The organism is Brevibacterium salitolerans, from assembly GCF_039531405.1.
In the GTDB taxonomy this organism is placed as follows: domain Bacteria; phylum Actinomycetota; class Actinomycetes; order Actinomycetales; family Brevibacteriaceae; genus Brevibacterium; species Brevibacterium salitolerans.
Map to the genome: position 1 here is coordinate 153,800 of NZ_BAAAPZ010000002.1, position 15,758 is coordinate 169,557.

At 71.9% G+C, this 15,758-nt stretch carries 12 protein-coding genes; 5 read left to right on the top strand and 7 right to left on the bottom strand.

Features of this window, described 5'->3' with window-relative positions; genetic code table 11:
- Window positions 1-120 precede the first annotated feature (120 nt).
- On the bottom strand, window positions 121-1,347 hold the full coding sequence (locus ABD240_RS01630) for a phosphotransferase (RefSeq protein ID WP_344334620.1): 1,227 nt from the start codon (window positions 1,345-1,347) through the stop codon (window positions 121-123).
- Between the two features lie 140 nt (window positions 1,348-1,487).
- Here ABD240_RS01630 and nudC point away from each other — a divergent pair, with 140 nt between their 5' ends.
- Together nudC and ABD240_RS01640 are read left to right on the top strand one after the other, a co-directional pair.
- On the top strand, window positions 1,488-2,495 hold the full coding sequence (nudC, locus tag ABD240_RS01635) for an NAD(+) diphosphatase (RefSeq protein ID WP_344334622.1): 1,008 nt from the start codon (window positions 1,488-1,490) through the stop codon (window positions 2,493-2,495).
- Window positions 2,492-4,543 carry an ATP-dependent DNA helicase UvrD2 gene (locus ABD240_RS01640; RefSeq protein WP_291797125.1) on the top strand — a complete coding sequence of 684 codons (2,052 nt, stop codon included), beginning with the start codon at window positions 2,492-2,494 and terminating at the stop codon, window positions 4,541-4,543. Before nudC ends, ABD240_RS01640 begins: the two co-directional genes overlap by 4 nt.
- Here the strand turns inward: ABD240_RS01640 and ABD240_RS01645 are convergent.
- Complete coding sequence (locus tag ABD240_RS01645; protein ID WP_344334626.1) at window positions 4,482-5,408, bottom strand: hypothetical protein; 927 nt, start codon at window positions 5,406-5,408, stop codon at window positions 4,482-4,484. The genes ABD240_RS01640 and ABD240_RS01645 overlap by 62 nt on opposite strands.
- Window positions 5,409-5,933: 525 nt before the next feature.
- On the opposite strand from ABD240_RS01645, the gene ABD240_RS01650 reads away from it, so the two are divergent.
- Window positions 5,934-6,497, top strand: coding sequence for a M48 metallopeptidase family protein (locus ABD240_RS01650; RefSeq protein ID WP_344334628.1), 564 nt, complete (start codon window positions 5,934-5,936; stop codon window positions 6,495-6,497).
- 70 nt (window positions 6,498-6,567) lie between these two features.
- Here the strand turns inward: ABD240_RS01650 and ABD240_RS01655 are convergent, their stop codons facing one another.
- Window positions 6,568-7,167, bottom strand: a complete 600-nt coding sequence (locus ABD240_RS01655) for an NUDIX domain-containing protein (RefSeq protein WP_344334630.1) — start codon at window positions 7,165-7,167, stop codon at window positions 6,568-6,570.
- A gap of 20 nt (window positions 7,168-7,187) precedes the next feature.
- Window positions 7,188-8,588 carry a zinc-dependent metalloprotease gene (locus tag ABD240_RS01660; RefSeq protein WP_344334632.1) on the bottom strand — a complete coding sequence of 467 codons (1,401 nt, stop codon included), beginning with the start codon at window positions 8,586-8,588 and terminating at the stop codon, window positions 7,188-7,190.
- Between the two features lie 177 nt (window positions 8,589-8,765).
- Here ABD240_RS01660 and ABD240_RS01665 point away from each other — a divergent pair, with 177 nt between their 5' ends.
- Window positions 8,766-9,905, top strand: coding sequence for a YlbL family protein (locus tag ABD240_RS01665; protein WP_344334634.1), 1,140 nt, complete (start codon window positions 8,766-8,768; stop codon window positions 9,903-9,905).
- An 82-nt stretch (window positions 9,906-9,987) separates the two neighbouring features.
- Window positions 9,988-12,993, top strand: coding sequence for a UPF0182 family membrane protein (locus ABD240_RS01670; protein ID WP_344334636.1), 3,006 nt, complete (start codon window positions 9,988-9,990; stop codon window positions 12,991-12,993).
- A 228-nt stretch (window positions 12,994-13,221) separates the two neighbouring features.
- Here the strand turns inward: ABD240_RS01670 and ABD240_RS01675 are convergent, their stop codons facing one another.
- Genes ABD240_RS01675 through ABD240_RS01685 form a run of 3 tightly spaced genes read right to left on the bottom strand, consistent with a single transcriptional unit; the run spans window position 13,222 to window position 15,663 of the window.
- Window positions 13,222-13,890 carry a response regulator transcription factor gene (locus ABD240_RS01675; RefSeq protein WP_291793444.1) on the bottom strand — a complete coding sequence of 223 codons (669 nt, stop codon included), beginning with the start codon at window positions 13,888-13,890 and terminating at the stop codon, window positions 13,222-13,224.
- Window positions 13,887-15,320, bottom strand: coding sequence for a sensor histidine kinase (locus ABD240_RS01680; RefSeq protein WP_291793447.1), 1,434 nt, complete (start codon window positions 15,318-15,320; stop codon window positions 13,887-13,889). Before ABD240_RS01680 ends, ABD240_RS01675 begins: the two co-directional genes overlap by 4 nt.
- Complete coding sequence (locus ABD240_RS01685; protein WP_344334641.1) at window positions 15,307-15,663, bottom strand: hypothetical protein; 357 nt, start codon at window positions 15,661-15,663, stop codon at window positions 15,307-15,309. The genes ABD240_RS01680 and ABD240_RS01685 overlap by 14 nt, the downstream gene beginning before the upstream one ends.
- Window positions 15,664-15,758 lie beyond the last annotated feature (95 nt).

Consider the following 15,758-nt stretch of genomic DNA (forward strand, 5'->3'; position numbering starts at 1 on the left):
AGCGGCGGGAGAGGAGCAGGAGAACCGGGGAGAGCCGCAGGGACGGCTCACGCCGTGGGCGCGTCCGGCCGGCGGGTCGTCAGCCGGACGACCGGCAGAGGAGAGCCGGGGCCGGGAGGGTCAGCGCTCGCCGTCGCCGCGGGGTGCGTCGTGCAGGCCCTCCAGACGCTCCGTGTGGATGCCGTCCTCGTCGACCTCCGGCGCCGCGTGCGGCCGGAAGGACTCGGCGTCGTCGGCGAGGAGGCGTCTGCCCGCCGGAGCGGGAGCGGCCGCCGTCTCCTCACGGGCACCGGCGACCGTCGTCTCCGCCCCTGCCGCGTCCCCGCCGGTGCCGTCCCCCGGCACCTCCTCGCCGGCCGCCGGCGCCGCGGCCGAGCTCGCAGACGCCGGCTCCTCGGCGGTCGAGGCCGCAGCTGCATCGTCGTCTGCCTCCTCCGGCACCGTGATCTCCGCGAGCGCCTCGAGGAGGGCGACGGCGTCGTCCACGGCGGCGGAGTCCTGGGCGGCGAGGGCTGCGAGCAGCCATTCGAGGACGGTGATCTCCGAATGGAAGCCCACCCGCGTCCGCAGTCCCGGGTCGTCTCCGCCGCGGATGCGCCGGTAGGCGCGGAAGAAGCTCTCGAAGTCCTCCGGGGTGAGGAGCGAGGAGATCGCGGCGAGATCCGCGGCGGGATCCCCCACCCGGAGGCGGCCCAGGCCGCTGATGCCGGTGATCCTGCCGTCCTCGGCCCACAGCGCGTCCGGGCCCAGGTTCGCGTGGACGGGCACCGGGAGGAAGCGCCAGGCGGAGACGTCCTCGAGGGCCTGCTCCCACCGCTGGAGCAGTGCGACGGGGACACGGCCGCTCTCCGCGGCCGTGTCCAGATCGGCGAGCAGCCTCTCGCGCATCTCCGCGGACTCCTCGACGACCAGCCCCGCGTCCGCCAGCGGGCCCGGATCCGCGCTGTGGATGAGCGCGAGCGCCTCCGCGAGGGACTCGACGAGCTCCGGGCGGTCCGTGAACATGTCCGTGGACAGGGGCAGGCCGGGCATGGGCTCCGCGAGCATGAGCGTCTGGCTGGCCTCCGTCCCCAGGAGCGAGCCGGGCACGCTGCGGGAGGCGAGGACCGTCGGGAGCGCGAAGGGCGCCTCGGACAGGAGCGGAGCGAGCACGGCGGCCGCCACCTTCTCCGCCGAGGCGCCGGCCTCGGCCTCCGGCGGCCAGACCGCTGCGATCAGCGTGCGGTCCCCGTCGGTCAGGAGCACGCGCCTGGCGTCCGCGGGGGGCAGGTCCGTCCAGGCGTGCGGGGAGAAGCCGTCGAGCATCGAGGCGGCGACGGCGGCGATCCTCAGTCCGGTAGTGTCCACGCCCCCAAACTACCTGCTGTGCCGTCCGCGGTGCGGCGCTGACCGGGGCGTGTCCCCGGGTGGGCCCGCGGATCCCGCCGGGCGACCGGCAGCGTGACGATCACCGGGACGTGTCCGCGCCCTTCGATAGGCTGAGCCCCATGAAGGAACTCCCGCTCCTGCCCCCAGCCAGCCTCTCCCGGACCGCTGTGGACCGGTCCCATCTCCACCGGGCCGAGGGCACGGATGCGCTCTGGCGGTCCGGACGTGCGCGCGGCGTGCTCGCCCATCGCGGCGGACTGCTGGTGGCCCGGGGCGGCCTCCACCTCGTCGACCGCGACAGCGTGCCGGAGGACTCCCTGCTCCTCTACCTGGGCATGGACGAGGCGGGCACCCACTTCATCGGCGCCTCTCTCACGGACGAGGGCCGTGCGGCCGTGGACGCCCGCCTCGCGCAGGAGGAGACGCGGGACCCCGAGGACCTCCTCACGGATCCGGTGGGCGGCCTCCATTCCACCCGGCCGGTGTGGATCGGACTGCGCGAGCTCGGCACCCGGCTCGACGACCGGGACGTGGCGCTGGCGACCTCCCTCGTCGCCGTGGGCAACTGGCACGCCACGCACACCCACTCCCCGCGCACCGGCGCACCCACCCGGCCCGTGCTCTCGGGCTGGGTGAGGGAGGATCCGGAGGCGGGCACGGAGCACTTCCCCCGGACGGATCCGGCGGTCATCATGGCCGTCGTGCACACCTCCGAGGACGGGACCGAACGACTGCTCCTGGGCTCCAACGCGATGTGGCCCCGTGACCGCTTCTCCCTCCTCGCCGGCTTCGTGGAGCCGGGGGAGACGCTCGAGTCCGCCGTCGTCCGGGAGGTCGAGGAGGAGGCCGGGCTGCGCGTGCACAGCCCCCGCTACGTGGGCTCCCAGCCGTGGCCGTTCCCGGCCTCCCTCATGCTGGGGTTCACCGCGGAGGCGGACACGCTGGAGGTCGTCTCCGACGAGGACGAGATCACCCAGCTGCGCTGGTTCACCCGTGAGGAGCTCGTCTCCGCACTGGCCGAGGGCACGGTGGCGGTGCCGGACTCCGTCTCCATCGCCGGGCAGATCATCGCGGCCTGGGCGGGCAGCCTGGACCCGGAGACCACCGGCTGGTCCGCACAGGGATGACGGGCACGCACCCACTGCTGGAGGGGCTGGACCCGGAACAGCGGCTGGTCGCAGAGCATCTGCGGGGGCCGCTCGTGGTGCTGGCGGGAGCGGGCACGGGCAAGACCCGCGCGATGACGCACCGGATCGCCTACGGGGCCGCCACGGGCGCGCTGGACCCTCGCCACGTCCTCGCCCTCACCTTCACCACCAAAGCGGCGGGGGAGATGCGCTCCCGTCTGCGCGCCCTGGGAGCGGGCACCGTCCAGGCGCGCACGTTCCACTCCGCGGCGCTGCGGCAGCTGCGGTACTTCTGGCCCCAGTTCGCGGAGGGCCCGTTCCCGGAGCTCATCGCGCAGAAGGCGCCCCTGGTGTCCCGCGCCGTGCAGTCCGTGGGCATCTCCCCGGAGCGTGAGACCGTCCGCGACGTCGCCGCGGAGATCGAGTACGCGGCGGTGTCCCTGCTGGGCGCGGAGGAGTACGCGGAGCGCGCGCAGCGCCGGAGCCTCCCGGAGGGCGTCGATCCGGACGCCATGGTGCGGGTGCTGGAGCGCTACGGGGAGATCAAGACGGAGCGGCGGGTCCTCGACTTCGAGGACGTGCTGCTCGTGCTCACCGGCGTGCTCGGAAGCCGCGAGGACATCGCCGCGGAGGTCCACGGCCAGTACCGGCACTTCGTCGTCGACGAGTTCCAGGACGTCTCGCCCCTGCAGTACGACCTGCTCATGCGCTGGCTGGGCCGCCGGGACTCGCTGTGCGTGGTGGGGGATCCCGCACAGACCATCTACACGTTCGCGGGAGCCTCCGACCGGTACCTGCGCCGTCTCCCCGTCGACTTCCCCGAGGCGCAGGAGATCCGGCTGGTCCGCAACTACCGCTCCGCGGAGCCGATCATCGGGGTCGCCAATGCGGTGCTCGCCCGCACCGCACGCTCGCCCATCCGGCTGCGCGGCACGGACCGCACCGGTCCCGCGCCCGCCTTCACCGAGTACGCGGACGATGCGGCCGAGGCGGAGGCGGTGGCCGCCCGCATCGCGGCGGAGATCGGCGGCGGACGCCGGGCGGGCGACATCGCCGTGCTGTTCCGGACCAACTCGCAGAGCCGCCTGTTCGAGGAGGCGCTGAGCGCGCGCGGCGTGCCGTACGTGCTGCGCGGAGGGGAGCGCTTCTTCGCGCGGCGTGAGGTCAAGGAGGCGATCGCGATCATGCGCGCGGCCTCGGGACGGGGCGGCACGGACCCGCTCGATGCGCAGGTGCGGGCGATCCTCTCCTCCATCGGCTGGACCCCGGCGGCGCCCGGCGCCCAGGGAGCGGTGCGCGAGCGCTGGGAATCGCTCACGGCACTCGTGAATCTGGCACAGGACACCCAGGAGAAGTCCGCCCTGCCGGTGCCCCTGACGGCGTTCATCGCTGAGCTCGACGATCGTGCGGAGCACCAGTTCGCCCCCACCGTCGACGGCGTCACGCTCGCCTCTGTCCACGCCGCCAAGGGCCTGGAGTGGGAGAGCGTGCACCTCGTGGGGGTCTCGGAGGGGCTCATGCCCATCGGGTACGCGGAGACCGCGGACGACATCGACGAGGAGCGCAGGCTCTTCTACGTGGCGGTGACCCGTGCGCGCACCGCTCTCTCCCTGAGCTGGTCGAAGGGCCGTCGCGGCGGGAGCGGACGGAGGCCCTCCCGGTTCGTCTCGGAGATCCAGGCGGAACGGCGGACGACCGCGGCGGCGCCGGCGGGGCCGCGCAGTCCCGCCCCTGCGCCGGTGAAGTGCCGCGTGTGCGCCCGGCTGCTCACCACGCGGGCGGAGAGGAACCGCGGCCGCTGCGCCGAATGCCCGGCGGAGGTCGACGACGCGGTGCTCGAGGCGGTGATCCACTGGCGCTCCGCGAAGGCGGAGGAGAGCCGCCTACCGGTCTTCCTCGTGCTCTCGATGCCCACTGTGCGTGAGATCGCGGAGAAGCGACCGGAGGGTCTCGACGAACTGGGCCGGGTGAACGGGATCGGGCCGCTCAAGCTGGAGCAGTACGGTGCAGAGCTGCTGGAGCTGGTGCGGGCGCACCGCTCGGGCTGAGCGGGATGCGGCAGTCGCACTCGGGGTGGAACCGCCCCGGCCGCCGTGAGACCGCGCCCTCGCGGCCGTCCACGGTGACGATCTCCCCGAACCCGGTGCCGTGCACGCGCATGCCGCGCAGCAGGCGGGCGGTCTCGAGGCAGGCGGCCTCGAGCAGCAGCGGATCCACGAGTGCCTGCCCGGATCGCCTGAACAGCTGCGTCCAGGCCTCGAACCAGTCGGGGTCGCCGTCCCGGTCCGAGAGCACCGCGCACACCGCGCACGGTCCCGTGCCGGGGAGCACCGGCACGATCTCTGCGCGCCGGTCGCCGATCCGCACGGACAGGTGCGGAGCGTCCTCGGCGAAGAGGGCAGACGCCTGCGCGATGTCGTGGGTGTGGCGGTTCATGAGCACCGTGAGCGCGTCGCGGCCGCCGGCGCGGACTGCTGCTGCGGCGGTCTCGTGCGCCGTGGCGGAGAAGCCGGCCGCGGTGAGCGTGCGCAGCTGCGTCTCCCGGTCGCTGCCCAGCACGTGGACCGGCACGGCGGCGATGCGTCCGGCGACGGCGGAGGCCTCGAGCCCGTGGAGCGCGGAATAGGATTCGGCGAACCCGCGGGGCATGCCGCTGTGCCCTGCCGGGCTCTCCGGTTCGAGGAGATCGGCCTCGCGCAGCAGCCCCAGCAGGGAGGCGGTTCGTGCGTCGTCACCGCCGCCGAGCGAGCCGGCCGCGAAGAGGTCCGCCTCGCTGCAGCCTCGGCAGAGGACGTCGAGCAGAGCCAGATCGTCCTCGGTGAGCCCGTCGAGCAGGACGGGCTCGTCCACCCCGAACTGGACGGCGGCACCGTTCCTCCTCACCAGCGGAACGCTTCTCCTGAACTGCAGCATCGCCCTGCCTCCTGTGCGCGGAGCACCAGGCTACGGGCGGCGGGGGGAGCCGCGGAAGGGCGTGCGGGAGGGTGTGGACAACCTGTGGATACACAAACGGCCGGAAGACGTGCAGCCTGGCTTCCGCTCGAGGCGGATGCGCTGCCGACCACGTCTTCCGGTCGTGTGTCCCCCAGCCGCGCGCGGTGCTCGTGGGCCTTCCCCTAGCCCACGAACCCGGGTTTTCCAGGGGTACGAGTCACTAACCTAGAAGCCTCCGGTCACCGCGTCAATGCGGGTATTCACAGTTGCGGCTTCCGGGCTGTGGATAAGGTGTTGACGACCTGGGTCCGCATGTGGACGGAGGTGTGGACCGAGCCCGCCGGCGGCAGGTGCCGACCGCGCCGATACGGGGATCTCGCTGTGGAAGGTTCCCGCCCACAGATTTGCGTGAGGAAATCTTCGTCTCATTCCGCCAGCCGGAGCCGTCCGAGGCTCGGCTCAGTGCGAGCGCCGTGTCCGCGCGGCACGGTACCGTCAGTGCCCATGGACTCCACTCAGGTGCGCACGGCGCTGGCAGACGGGCGGATCCGCGTCCGCCGCTCCGCCCGGCGCAGGAAGACGATCGCCGTGAGCCGGGAGGGGGAGAACTGGCTGCTGGCCGTGCCGCAGCGGTTCGACCCGGAGCGGAACGCGCATCGCGTCGGCGAGCTCATCGCGCGTGCGGAGCGGAAGTCGCAGGCGCCCCCGCGCAGCGACGAAGAGCTCCTGCGCCGGGCGGAGGAGCTGAATGCGCGCTACTTCGACGACGGGATCGCTCCCGCCGGGGTGCGCTGGGTGGGCAACCAGCGGTCCCGCTTCGCCTCGACGACGAGTTCGAGCCGGACGATCCGCGTCTCCGCGCGCCTGCGCTTCGTGCCGGACTGGGTGCTGGACTCCGTGCTCGTCCACGAGCTCGCGCACCTGCGGCAGCCCAACCACTCGGCGGCCTTCAGAGCGCTGACCGCCCGCTATCCGCACACGGAGCGGGCGGAGGGCTTCCTCGAGGGCTTCAGCGCAGGCGTGAGCGCCGTGGAGGCGGAGCAGGGCGGGGTCCCGGGCGGGAGCTGAGCTCAGAGGCCGGCGAGGCCAGAGCGGCATCGCAGGCGCACGCGGTCCCGGAGCGGTGTGCGGCCGGTGCTCAGAAACGGGCGAGGAGCATGTGCAGGCCCTCGTGCAGATCGGGTGCGGCGGCCTCGGGCAGCCTGTCCGGGCGCACCCATTCCGCCGCGTCCTCACCCGTGAGGAGCGTGTCTGCGGGGAGCACCGCCCCGTGGAGGAGGTCGAGGTGCGCCCGGCACCGCTCCGTGCCCACGCGGAAGACCCGCGCGGCGAGCGGGAATGCGGACGCGGATGCCGCGGCGGCCGCAGCGGCCCCGCACTCCTCGGCGATCTCCCGGAGGAGTGCAGCGCGCAGTCCGCCGTCCGCCGCGTCCACGTGCCCGCCGGGCTGGCGCAGCTGTCCGGACGCCCGATGGCTGACGAGCACGGTCCGCCGGAGGTCGGGGCTCACGAGCAGTCCGCTGACGGTGATGTGCCGCGCGTCGTCCTCGCGGAGGAGCGCCCATCCCGCCTCGAGTGAGAGGCGGTCCTCCTGTGCGAGGGCCGCGTCATGCACGAGCGCGGCCTCCCGGGGAGGGAGCCGGCCGGCCGCCTCCCGCAGCTCCTCGCGAATGTGCGCGGGCAGCCCACCGCCGGACGCATCGCGTGCGCCGACCGTGGCGCCGTCCGCGTCACCCATCCGCTCGCCGGGGCGGCCGTTCAGCGGTCCTCGCCGGTGTCCGGGCCCTCGCCGGCATCGGGCCGCTCGGCACCGTCCGTGCCGGCCTCGGAGGTGCCGGCCTCCCGCAGGATGCGTTCGAGCGCCTCGTCGAGCGACGACTCCGCGGACCACTCCTCCTGCCGCCGCTCCTCGTAGCCGAGGGGATCGTCGAGATCCTGGGTGGTGGGCAGCAGATCCGGGTGGGAGAAGACCCGGTCACGGGCCTCGGCCCCGGACTTCTGCTCGAGGAAGGAGAACAGCGCGGCCGCGTCGCGCACCCTGCGCGGGCGCAGCGAGAATCCCAGCTGAGAGGCGAACGCGGCCTCGGCCTCGCTCTCCGAGGCCGCGCGGGTGCGCAGCGCCTCACGGATCTCCTCGCGCTGCTCGAGCTGCTCGCAGGCCGAGTGGACGACGACGTCCGCCCAGCCCTCGATGATCGACAGGAGGTTCTCCAGGGACACGAGGGCCTCCCGCTGCGCGGGGGTGGTCTCGCCGGAGAACATCTTCTCCGAGAGCTTGTCGCCCATCCCCATGAGCTCGCTGGGGTCCATGCCCTGTGCCGCCTCCTGGACGGCGCTCATGTCCAGCCGCACCTCGGCCGCGTACTTCGCCACGGCGGTCTCGAGGTGTCCGATGAGCCAGGGTGCGGACTCGAAGAGCCACAGGTGCGCGAGCTCCCGGGCCGCGAGCCAGATGCGCAGCTGGGTGGGGTCGAGGCCCATCTCCGCCGCCGCACCCGCGAGGTTGGCCTCGACGAGCACGGGCTTCCGGCCGAACAGGGGGAGGCCGAACTCCGTGCCCGTGAGCACGGCGCCGGACAGCGCCGCCACCGCGCCGCCCATCTGCCCCGCGAACATGGTCGCGGACATCGAGGTGAGCATCTGGCCGGCGCCGGCCATGAGCTGGGACAGCTCCGGGGGCAGCTGGTCCTTGAGGCCGTCCACCACGGAATCGGACATGTTGCGGCGGATGGGGTCGGCCAGCTTCGACCACTGGTCGAGGGAGCCGGTCGCCCAGCCGGTGCGGTTGAGTGCGGTGGGGGCGGAGATCCCGGGTTCGGCGGAGATCGTCCGCTCGAGCCACAGCTCCGCCAGCCGGAAGGCGTCCACGGCGTTGCGCTCGCTCTCCGGGGTGATGGCGGGGTCGGGGGAGGGGACGGAGCGCTCGATGGTCTGACGTGCGGCGCGGGAGGGGTCGCCGCCGCCCATCATCTGCTGGACCTGTCCCATGATCTGCTGCAGCATCGCGGGGTCGAAGGGCATGCCCCCGGCCTGTCCGCCCTGTCCTGAGGGGAACGGCGCTCCGCCCTGCCCGAACATCATGCCGAACATCTGCTCGAACGGGTTCCTGCCGTTCTCGTCGTCCTCGCCGGGCGTCTTGTCGTCGAACCTGTCGCTCATCGCTTCCCTCGCTCCTGAAGTGGCAGTGCTGCCAGCGTAACGTCTGCATCCGTGCATAACCTTCCGGCCGCCTGTCCGCTCACAGCTGAGAGCGGACAGGGCGGATGATTTCCGGACGGGACGTGTGCGCAACTAGACTGGTCCGGACTCTGATACGTGACTGGGAGGTCGACGCCGGTGAGCAGCACTCCGCCCGCAGCGGACCCTTCGCAGTCCGCGGACGGCGTCCGGCAGGGCGAGGCGCGCCGGACGCGCCGCCTCCGCCGTCCCGGTGCGGTGGGCGTCTCCTCGTTCCTCCTCTACGCGCTCGTCTTCGCAGCCGCGCTCATCCCCGTGCCGTATCTGCTGCAGATGCCGGGGCCGGTGGTGAACACGCTCGAGCCCTACGAGGGCCGTGAGCTCATCACCATCTCGGGCACGCAGACCTACGAGGCCGAAGGTCAGCTCGACATGCTGACGGTGGCGGTGGCCGGCGGCCCCGGCCGCAGCGTCTATGCCTCCAATGCGCTGGGCTCCCTGGTCAAGGGTTCGGAGACGGTGGTGCCCAGTGAGGCCTTCTACCCGCTGGAGACCACGCGGGAACAGGTGAGCGACCAGAACTCGGCGGACATGGTCTCGTCCCAGGACGAGGCCACGGCCGCCGCGCTGGGGGAGCTGGGCATCGACTTCTCCACGGTCGTGGGCGTGAGCTCCGTGGCTCCGGACTCCGCGGCCGCCGGGGCGGTGGAGCCCGGGGACCTTCTCCTCAAGGTCGACGGCACACCCGTCGAGGGGTCGCCCGAGGGCATGGCGGCCGTGAAGGACGCGGTCGCCTCCTCGGACGGACCGGTCGCGCTCACGGTGCAGCGGGACGGTGAGGAGCACGAGGTCGAGGTGGAGCCGCACGACGTCGACGGCACCCGGGCCATCGGTGTGGTCATGGGGCTCGGCTACTCGTTCCCCTTCGACGTCGAGTTCGCGGTGGAGGGGATCGGCGGCCCCTCCGCGGGCACCATCTTCGCCCTCACGATCATCGACAAGCTCACGGAGGGCAACCTCACCGGAGGCGTGCCCATCGCGGGGACGGGCGCCATCGACGCCGAGGGGGTGATCTCACCCATCGGCGGAGCGCGGCAGAAGGTCGTGGCCGCCGAGGCGGCGGGCGCGGAGTACTTCCTCTCGCCCGCGGACAACTGCGCCGAGGTGCTCAGCGCTCCCGGGGCGGAGGATCTCACGGTGGTGCGCGTCGACGACCTGCACGAGGCGCGTGCCGCGGTCGAGGACATCGCTGCGGACGAGGACGGCGCGCTCCCCTCCTGCGCACCGGCGCACTCATGACTGACGCGGGCGCAGGCCCGCATGCACAACGGGCAGGCGGAGGACCGCCGGCTCACAATACGGACGACAAGGAAGGGCGACTGTGAGCTTTTCAGCCAGACCCACCGCACCACCCTCGAGCGGCGGCCGCAGACGGCCGTCGCCGCTGTTCCTGACGATCGCCGCGGTCCTGGTCCTCGTGGGCCTGTTCGTGGTGTTCGCGCAGATCTACACGGAGGTGCTCTGGTTCGATCAGCTGGAGCGTCTCAACGTCTTCACCACCGAATGGCTGACCAAGGGCGTGCTGTTCGTCATCGGCTTCCTGCTCATGGCCCTGCCGCTGTGGCTGATGCTCTCCCTGGCGCACCGTTCGAGGCCGGAGACGCTCCCGGCCTCCCCGCGGGAGGAGAACCTCAACCGCTACCGTGAGGCCGTCGAGCCGCTGCGCAGGACCTTCACGCTCGCCATCCCCGCCGTCGTGGGCTTCCTGGGCGGGCTCGCGCTCACGGCCTCGTGGCAGGACGCGCTGCTCCTCGTGAACTCCGTGCCCTTCGGCTCCGCGGATGCGCAGTACGGCCACGACCTCGGCTTCTACATCTTCCAGCTGCCCATGATCAACGTGCTCGCGGGCTATCTGGGGATGGTCGCGCTGCTCGCGTGCATCGCCGGGATCGTCGCCCACTACCTGTTCGGCGGCGTGCGCCCGCGTGAGACGCGCGGCTTCGAGATCACGAAGGCCGCCCGGGTGCAGCTCGCCTCGGCGCTCGCGGTGCTGGTCCTCATCCAGGCGGTCCGCCTGTTCCTGTGGCGCTACGGCAAGCTCACGGACGACTCCGGCCTGGTGACGGGTGCGACCTACGCGGACGTGCACGCCGCACTCCCGGCGATCCTCATCGTCGCCGTGGCCGCGGCGCTGGTGGCGGCACTCGTCTTCTCCACCGCCTACTTCCGCACGTTCCGGCTCACGGCGATCTCCGTGGGCATGCTCGTGGTGCTCGGCGGCGTCGCCGTCCTCGGCTTCCCCGCTGCCGTGCAGCAGTTCCAGGTGAACCCGTCCCAGCAGAGCCTGGAGGCGGACTACATCAACCGGCATCTCGAGGCCACGCGGGACGCCTATGACATCGACGACGTGGACGTCATCCCGTACAACCCGCAGACGGAGGGCGAAGCGGGTGCGCTGCGCCGTGACGCCGTGACGGCGGCGAGCGTGCGTCTGCTCGATCCGAACCTGGTCTCGGACACGTTCCGCCAGCTGCAGCAGAGCCGCTCGTACTACGCCTTCCCGGAGCAGCTCGACGTCGACCGCTACGACATCGACGGCGAGACCGAGGACACGGTCATCGCGGTGCGCGAGCTCAACCCGAACGCGCAGTCGGACAGCACCTGGGTCAACCAGGCGACGGTCTACACGCACGGGATCGGCGTCGTCGCCGCGTACGGCAGCCGGCAGGGCCAGGACGGCGAGCCGGTGTTCTTCGAGGACAGCATCCCCGCCTCGGGCGTGCTCACCGAGCAGTCGGAGTACGAGCCGCGCGTGTACTTCGGCGAGCGCTCCACGCAGTACTCGATCGTGGGCGCGCCGGAGGGCGCGGACCCGGTCGAGCTCGACTACCCGGCGGACGAGGACGAGGGCTCCGGCCAGGTGAACTACACGTTCACGGGTCAGGCCGGCCCCAGCGTGGGCAACCTCTTCAACCGCCTCCTCTACGCGATCAAGTTCCAGGACGAGCAGATCGTGCTGGCGGACACCGTGAATGAGGAGTCGCAGATCCTCTACGACCGGACCCCGCGGGAGCGCGTGCAGAAGCTCGCGCCGTTCCTCGAGGTGGACGGCGACCCCTACCCGGCCGTGGTGGACGGGAAGATCAAGTGGATCCTGGACGGCTACACGACGTCCAACCAGTACCCGTACTCGCGGCCCTCGGTCCTCCAGGAGGCCACGAGCGACGCCAACACGGAGAACACCAATGCGGTGGCGACCCTGCCGGACCAGCAGGTGAACTACATCCGCAACTCCGTGAAGATCACGGTGGACGCCTACGACGGCTCCGTGGACTTCTACGAGTGGGACGAGAACGACCCGGTTCTCCAGGCGTGGAAGAAGGTCTTCCCGGACCTCATCCAGCCGGTCTCGGAGATGTCCGGCGACCTCATGAGCCACGTCCGCTACCCCGAGGACCTGTTCAAGGTCCAGCGCTCGCTGCTCACGCGGTACCACGTCTCGAACGCCGCCGAGTACTACTCGGGTCAGGACTTCTGGACGCTTCCCGTGGATCCCACGCTGGACCAGGCGAACGGCGCGGTGCAGCCGCCGTACTTCCTCACCCTCCAGATGCCGGGGCAGGAGGATCCGGCGTTCTCGCTGACCTCGTCGTTCATCCCGCGCCCCATCGAGGGACAGACGAGGAACAACCTCACCGGCTTCCTCGCCGCGAACGCGGACGCGGGATCCGAACCGGGCGCGGTCTCGGAGGAGTACGGTCGCCTCCGGCTCCTGCAGCTGCCGAGGAACACCACGTTCCCCGGCCCCGGTCAGGCGCAGAACAACTTCAACACCGAGCCGGAGATCCAGACGAGCCTCAACCTGCTGCGTCAGGGCGAGTCCCAGGTGGAGAACGGCAACCTGCTCACGCTGCCGGTGGCCGGCGGTCTGCTCTACGTGCAGCCCGTCTACGTCCGCTCCGCGGGGGAGACCTCCTACCCGGTGCTGCAGCGCGTGCTGGTGGCCTTCGGCGAGCAGATCGGGTTCGCCCCGACGCTCGACGAGGCGCTGGACCAGGTGTTCGGCGGCGACTCCGGCGTGACCGCGGGCGATTCCGACGCGGCCGACGGCACGGAGTCCGGCGAGGCCGGCGGTGCCGGTCCGGAGGGCTCCGGCTCCGGCGGTGAGACGCCGGAGATGCAGGACGCGCTCGACCGCGCGCAGGACGCCATGTCCGAGGCCGACGAGGCACTGTCCAACGGCGACTTCGCGGCATACGGCGAGGCGCAGGAGAAGCTGCGCGGCGCCCTCGAGGACGCCCTCCGCGCGGAGGGCATCGACCCGGCGACGGGTCAGCCCGCCGAGGGCGGGGAGCAGCCTGCCGAGGACGCCGCCGGTCAGGAGTGATCGCCGCATTCTGAGCCGGCAGACGGCGGGTCCATGTCTGCGGAGGTTCAGGACGCGCGGTGAATGAGGAGCCCGCACCGTCCCGGTGCGGGCTCCTCGATGCATGGGCGCGGCTCTCCGCCCTGGGCTGTCAGGTCCGTGAGCGACATGTTCGCAGCGGGGTTCGGGCCGCTGGTTGGGGCTTCGGCCGTGCTGAGGCGGCACGTCGTGTTCGCGCCGGCGGGACTGTCAGTCCACGCGGTAGCCCACCCCGCGCACCGTCCGGATGAAGTCCGCGCCCAGCTTGCGGCGCAGATAGCCCACGTAGACGTCGACGACGTTGGACCCCGGATCGAAGTCGTAGCCCCATACGTGGGAGAGCAGCTGAGCCCGGGAGAGCACCCGCCCCCGGTGCTCCATGAGCACTTCCGCCAGCGTGAGTTCGCGGGCGGAGAGCTCCACCTCGCGGTCGCCGACGAAGGCTCGCCGGCGCCGCAGGTCGAGACGCACCTCGCCCACCCTCAGCTCGGTGAGCGGGGACTCGGACGGCCGGACTGCGGGGGTGCGCAGACGCAGGCGGATGCGCGCCAGGAGCTCTGCGAAGTGGAAGGGCTTGACCATGTAGTCGGCCGCACCGCCCTCCAGTGCGGACACTGTGTCACTGCCGGAGTCGCTGGCGGTGAGCACGAGGACGGGCAGGTCCCCGCGCTGCTCGCGCACCTCCTCCAGGATCTCGAAGCCGTTCATCCCCGGCAGGCCCAGGTCGAGGACGACGAGCTCGAAATCGCCGGTGAGCGCATAGTCGCGGCCGGTGTGGCCGTCCGCCACGACGGTGGGAGCGAAGCCCGCCGCGCGCAGCCCCTTGGCGATGAAGGAGGAGATGCGCTCCTCGTCCTCGACGATCAGGATCCGGCTCATGTCTCTCCTCGGGAACGGTACGGCAGATGCAGGCGGAAGGTGGCTCCGGGGCCGGAGGCGTCCACGGTGACGGTGCCGCCGTGGGACCGGGCGATGGCAGTGACGATCGCCAGACCCAGCCCTGCGCCCAGGTCCTCTCCGGCGGACGGGTCCTCCTGCCGGGCACGGGTGAACCTCTCGAAGATGGCCTCGCGCTGTTCGGCGGGCACACCCGGGCCGGTGTCCGCGACCCAGAGTTCCACCGCCTCCTCCGCGAGATCCGCACCGAACCGGACGGCGTCCCCGGGAACGGTGTGGCGGACGGCATTGTCCGCGAGCTGGAGCAGTGCCTGGGTGAGCCGCTGCGGATCGGCCCGGAGGACGACGGTCGCCGGTGGAGGATCGACCGCCCAGGCGCGGTTCGCGAGAGCGGAGGCCTTCGCCCCCACCTCGGCCAGCAGCTCGCCCACCTCTACGTCCTCGAGCCTCAGGAAGTCCGGCCGGCGGGCCTTGGCCAGGAGCAGGAGGTCGTCGACGAGCCGGGACATCCGTGCGATCTCGTCCAGCAGGAGCACCCGGGTGTCCTCGACGTCGTCGACATCCGTGGGATCGAGGACCTCCAAATGACCGCGGAGGACGGTGAGCGGCGTCCGCAGCTCGTGACCCGCGTCGTCGAGGAACTGCCGCTGCGTCTCGAACGCGGACTCCAGCCGGTCGAGCATGGCGTTGAAGGCGCGGACCAGCTCCGCGAGGTCGTCGTTCCCGCTGGCCTCCAGCCTCCGGTCGAGCCTGCCGCCGGAGATGGACTGTGCCGCCGTGCGCAGCTCCGTCACCGGCTGGAGGAGACGCTGGGCGATGAAGGACGAGGAGGCGGTCACGAGCACCGTGGCGATGATCGCGGACAGGGCGTAGGTCCCCATGAGCGCCTGCAGTCCCGAGCGTGCCGCGGTGATGTTGTGGACGACGACGAAGCCCGCCTGCGCGCCGCCTGCGGTGAGAGGCAGGACGGCGAAGCGGTACTCCACCCCGTTGATCGTCTCCGAGGCCGATCCGCCGGCCGCGAGCATGCCCTCGATGCGGTCCACGAACTGCGGGGTCTCGCGCAGCAGCGGGTCCGCGCCGCCCTGGTAGAGGACGGTGCCCTCGGTGGTGAAGCCGAAGAGGGTCTCCGCACTCGCCGGTTCGTTCCGCTCGAGGAAGAGCCGCAGGAGGCGGTCCACGGATTCGAAGGCCTCGCCCGTGTCCGGATCGATCCCGGATTCCGCGAGGCCGCGGAACTCGGCGATCTCCTGCCGGAGCTCCTCGGTGATACGGCGCTCGAGGGCCGCTGACTCCACGGTGTAGAGGACGATGCCGACGAGGCTGAGCACCGCGACCGTCATGAGGGTGACCCCGGCGGTGATCCGCTGCGCGACGGAGAACCGTGTCCGTCGTCGCTCAGTCGTCGTCATCGTCGTCCCCGTCCTCGGAGTCCGAGTCGCCGTCCGTGTCTGCGTCGTCCGTGCCGTCCGTGTCATCGTCGTCGAGCTCGTAGAGCTTGGGCGGCGCCGGTTGGAAGCGGTCCTCGGGCCGGTCCTCCGCCGGCGCGGTGTCCGCCCCGTCCGTCGGAGGCTCCGTCGCCTCCGCGGAGGGGTCCGCGGTCGAGGTGGCCGCCGGTGAGGGCACGATCTCGACCGGGCTGAGATCCGGAGCGGATCCGGTGCCGGTGCCGGCCAGCCGCGCGGCCAGCAGCACGCCTGCTCCGAGAAGGAGCAGTGCGGCGAGTGCGGCCAGCACGGTGTTGAACCGGGTCATGCTCTCACAGTGCCGCATCCGCTCACGGCTGTCGACGCACGGGGATGAGAGTCCTCTTAGACGAGGAGGGGTGCCGCCGCGTGGAATGCCGAAGG

What these genes read in the sequence shown, in the direction of transcription:
- ABD240_RS01675 (WP_291793444.1), bottom strand. Translation starts at nt 13,890, where the DNA reads ATGAGCCGGATCCTGATCGTCGAGGACGAGGAGCGCATCTCCTCCTTC.
- ABD240_RS01645 (WP_344334626.1), bottom strand. Translation starts at nt 5,408, where the DNA reads ATGCTGCAGTTCAGGAGAAGCGTTCCGCTGGTGAGGAGGAACGGTGCC.
- ABD240_RS01650 (WP_344334628.1), top strand. Translation starts at nt 5,934, where the DNA reads ATGGACTCCACTCAGGTGCGCACGGCGCTGGCAGACGGGCGGATCCGC.
- nudC (WP_344334622.1), top strand. Translation starts at nt 1,488, where the DNA reads ATGAAGGAACTCCCGCTCCTGCCCCCAGCCAGCCTCTCCCGGACCGCT.
- ABD240_RS01680 (WP_291793447.1), bottom strand. Translation starts at nt 15,320, where the DNA reads ATGACGACGACTGAGCGACGACGGACACGGTTCTCCGTCGCGCAGCGG.
- ABD240_RS01660 (WP_344334632.1), bottom strand. Translation starts at nt 8,588, where the DNA reads ATGAGCGACAGGTTCGACGACAAGACGCCCGGCGAGGACGACGAGAAC.
- ABD240_RS01655 (WP_344334630.1), bottom strand. Translation starts at nt 7,167, where the DNA reads ATGGGTGACGCGGACGGCGCCACGGTCGGCGCACGCGATGCGTCCGGC.
- ABD240_RS01685 (WP_344334641.1), bottom strand. Translation starts at nt 15,663, where the DNA reads ATGACCCGGTTCAACACCGTGCTGGCCGCACTCGCCGCACTGCTCCTT.
- ABD240_RS01640 (WP_291797125.1), top strand. Translation starts at nt 2,492, where the DNA reads ATGACGGGCACGCACCCACTGCTGGAGGGGCTGGACCCGGAACAGCGG.